Source organism: Chitinophaga sp. (assembly GCF_035564935.1).
Classification (GTDB): domain Bacteria; phylum Bacteroidota; class Bacteroidia; order Chitinophagales; family Chitinophagaceae; genus Chitinophaga.
This window is the reverse complement of sequence record NZ_DATMTE010000597.1, coordinates 1-3,853: the sequence shown is the minus strand read 5'-3', so window position 1 is coordinate 3,853 and position 3,853 is coordinate 1. Positions and strand designations below refer to the sequence as shown.

General features: G+C 46.5%; 2 protein-coding genes. One reads left to right on the top strand and one right to left on the bottom strand.

Features of this window, described 5'->3' with window-relative positions; translation table 11 throughout:
* Window positions 1–194: 194 nt before the first annotated feature.
* Window positions 195–767, bottom strand: a complete 573-nt coding sequence (locus tag VN105_RS15140) for an RNA polymerase sigma factor (RefSeq protein WP_079471749.1) — start codon at window positions 765–767, stop codon at window positions 195–197.
* A 296-nt stretch (window positions 768–1,063) separates the two neighbouring features.
* Between VN105_RS15140 and uvrA the strand changes: the two genes are divergently transcribed.
* On the top strand, window positions 1,064–3,853 hold a 2,790-nt coding region (gene uvrA, locus VN105_RS15135; RefSeq protein ID WP_325642327.1), incomplete at its 3' end, for an excinuclease ABC subunit UvrA.

Sequence of the window (3,853 nt, the reverse complement as noted above, 5' to 3'; positions counted from 1 at the left end):
ATCCTGAGTCAGACAAACTCCGCTCAGATCCCACATTCGCTTATAAAATAAAATCAAACAAATCATCAAAATCAGCGTAATCAGTGTCCCAAGACAATTTACATCGCCGAAGGCGATCCGCGATCCCCTAAAATAGCGAGCGGTCGGACATTACATCCGGCCGCTCGTTGCTGGCAAGCAAAAAAAAGGGTTCCTCATAGACAGATTTGTTTCTCCGTCATCATTTTCCGGAGATTGATCAGACCGTAACGCATCCGACCCAGTGCGGTATTGATACTCACTTGCGTGAGATCGGCAATTTCTTTAAAACTTAATTCTGCATAATGACGCAGGATAATTACCTCCCGCTGTTCTTCCGGCAGCATATCCAGCATCCTGCGAACGCGGTCATGGCTCTGACGGGTAATCAGCTTCTCCTCGGCACAACTGTCGCTGAAGCCTAACACATCGAAGATATCCTTATCGTCACCGGTCCTGATCATCGGTGTCCGCTTGATCTTCCGGAAATGATCTACACAGAGGTTATGCGCAATACGCATTGCCCAGGGTAAAAACTTTCCCTTTTCAGTATAACGTTCAGCCCTGATAGTGTCGATAATTTTAATAAAGGTGTCCTGGAAAATATCTTCCGCAAGAAAGGAATCTTTAACCAGTAACAGAATAGAAGTGAACACCTTATCCTTATGACGGTGAACCAACTCTTCTAATGCGGAAGAATGCCCCTTTTTAAAGAGGGTAATCAACTGCTCATCGCACAATTTGTACATTACTTGCATAAACTTCTACAACTAGGCGGGTTAGTAAATAAATTACAGACTTTACAGCCAGTTTGGTTGTTTTAATTAAGTAGAGTTTAGGCGATATTGAACAGTTTTAGTTAAAGATGATTTTTGGAAAATCCAGCGAGATAGATCTGGTCCTATGCAAATATAGAAGATTAGTTCAATAAAACAAATAATAAAAAATAGCTTTTAGCGCATAGGTATTAGCTTTTAGCGTATTAAGGACATCTGTAAAAAGTGACCTGCCGAGCTAACATCTTTTCCCTTAAATTTGTTCTGTCATGGCAACAAAAGTAAAGAAACAAACAAGTATAATTGATCCTCAGGAAGTTAGCCCACAGGACCAGATTTTCATAAAAGGAGCCAGGGTACATAATCTTAAGAATGTAAGCGTCTCCATTCCCCGCAGCAAGCTGGTAGTTGTTACCGGTGTGTCCGGTTCAGGTAAATCCTCCCTCACAATGGATACCCTGTACGCAGAAGGACAGCGCAGGTACGCTGAAAGCTTAAGCTCTTATGCCCGCCAGTTCCTTATGCGGATGAACAAACCGGATGTGGATTACATCAAGGGAATTTGCCCGGCTATCGCAATTGAGCAGAAAGTGATCACCCGTACACCCCGGTCTACCGTGGGATCGATGACGGAAATATATGACTATCTGCGGTTATTGTATGGAAGAATAGGTAAAACCTATTCCCCTATCTCCGGAAAACTGGTAAAAAAACATGAAGTAAGTGACGTGGTGGATTATATCACAAAGCTGAAAAATGGCACTAAAGTGTTACTGCTCGCACCTTTCCGCAGACATGCGAAAAGGGATGTAAAAGAGGAGCTGAACATCCTGGTACAGAAAGGGTTTTCCCGTTTATACGTTCCCGGTAGCGAAGGCACCGGCTTATTACGTATAGAAGAGCTGCTGGAACAGAAGAAAATAGCTGTTCCCGATAACGCATGGGTTCTCATAGACCGCCTGGTAGCAAAGGATTTTGAGGAAGATGATAAACATCGTATAGCCGATAGCGTACAAACCGCGTTTTATGAAAGTGAAGGCGATTGCTACGTGGAAACCGATGGTAAGGAAATACAGCACTTTGCCAACCGTTTCGAACTGGATGGGATCCAGTTTGAAGAGCCGGTACCCAACCTGTTTTCATTCAATAACCCCTACGGCGCATGTCCCACCTGCGAAGGTTTCGGGCAGGTGCTGGGTATTGATGCCGACCTGGTGATCCCGGATAAGCGGTTGAGCGTTTTTGAAGGCGCAGTAGCACCATGGCGCGGGGAAAAAATGGGCGAATACAAAGAAGCGCTCATTAAAACCGCCCGTAAATTTGGCTTCCCCGTTCATAAACCCATCGCGGAGCTTACCGATGAGCAGGTGAAACTGCTCTGGACAGGCAACGAGCACTTCTACGGGTTGAACGAGTTCTTTAAAATGGTAGAGCAAAACCTGTACAAGGTGCAATACCGAGTATTACAGGCCCGCTACCGCGGACGTACCGTGTGCCCCGAATGTGGAGGCGGACGTTTACGCAAGGAAGCGCTTTATATAAAAGTAGGCGGACGGAATATCGCGGAACTGGTAGATATGCCGGTATCGGACCTGAAACAATGGTTTGACGGCCTGCAGCTCAATGAGTTTGAACAACAGATCGGGAAACGTATCCTCATAGAAATCAACCATCGCATTAAAACATTGCTGGATGTAGGATTAGGATACCTTACCCTGAACCGTGTAGCCAATACACTCAGCGGTGGCGAAAGCCAGCGTATCCAGCTCACACGCACACTGGGAAGTAACCTTACCAATTCCATGTACATCCTCGATGAACCCAGTATTGGTTTGCATGCACGCGATACGCACCGTTTGATTTCAGTACTGAAGGAACTGCGCGACCTTGGCAATACGGTAGTGGTGGTAGAACACGATGAGCAGATGATGGAGGAAGCCGATTATATCATCGATATGGGACCGCTGGCCAGTCACCTGGGAGGGGAAGTAATTTTTGAAGGCACCTATCCGCAGATCCTGAAAGACAGTAAAAGTCTGACCGGCAAATACCTCAGCGGCCAATACACCATTGACCCGCCGGCGAAGACCCGCAAATGGAAAAAAGCCATTACTATTGAAGGCGCCCGGCAGCATAACCTGAAAGATATTACCGTTGATTTTCCATTGCAGGTATTAACCGTGATCAGCGGCGTGAGCGGATCAGGTAAAACCACGCTGGTAAAGCAAATCCTCTATCCAGCACTGATGAAGCTGAAAGGTGAGTTTGCAGAAAGGGTAGGTAACCACAAAGCGCTCAAAGGTGCGCTGGATGATGTTACACAGGTGGAAATGATTGATCAGAACCCCATCGGTAAATCGTCGCGCTCCAACCCGGTTACCTATATCAAGGCCTACGACGAGATCAGGGATCTTTATGCCAGGCAGCCACTGAGCAAAATGCGCGGCTTCCAGCCAAAGCATTTTTCCTTTAACGTTGACGGCGGCCGCTGCGATGCATGTAAAGGAGAAGGGGAAGTGATTGTAGAAATGCAGTTCCTGGCCGATGTGCATCTTACCTGCGAAAGCTGCGGTGGCAAACGTTTTAAAGACGAGGTACTTGAAGTAACCTATAAAGGAAAAAACATTTATGAAGTACTGGAAATGGGCGTAGACGAAGCACTGGACTTTTTCAAAGATGAAAAGGATGTGTGCAACAAAATACGACCGCTGAGCAGTGTGGGACTAGGCTATGTAAAACTGGGTCAAAGCAGTGATACACTGAGCGGTGGCGAGGCGCAGCGTGTGAAGCTGGCTTCATTCCTTGGCAAGGGAAAGGCACAGGGGCACATCTTGTTTATTTTTGATGAACCTACTACCGGTCTGCATTTTCATGATATTAAAAAATTGCTGGACTCATTTAACGCCTTAATTGAACAAGGACATACTGTGCTGGTGATTGAACATAACCTGGATGTGATCAGGAGTGCCGACTGGGTAATTGACCTCGGGCCGGAAGGCGGCGCCGGTGGCGGTAACCTGCTGTATGCCGGCGTACCGGAGGGACTGAAAAAAGTAAAA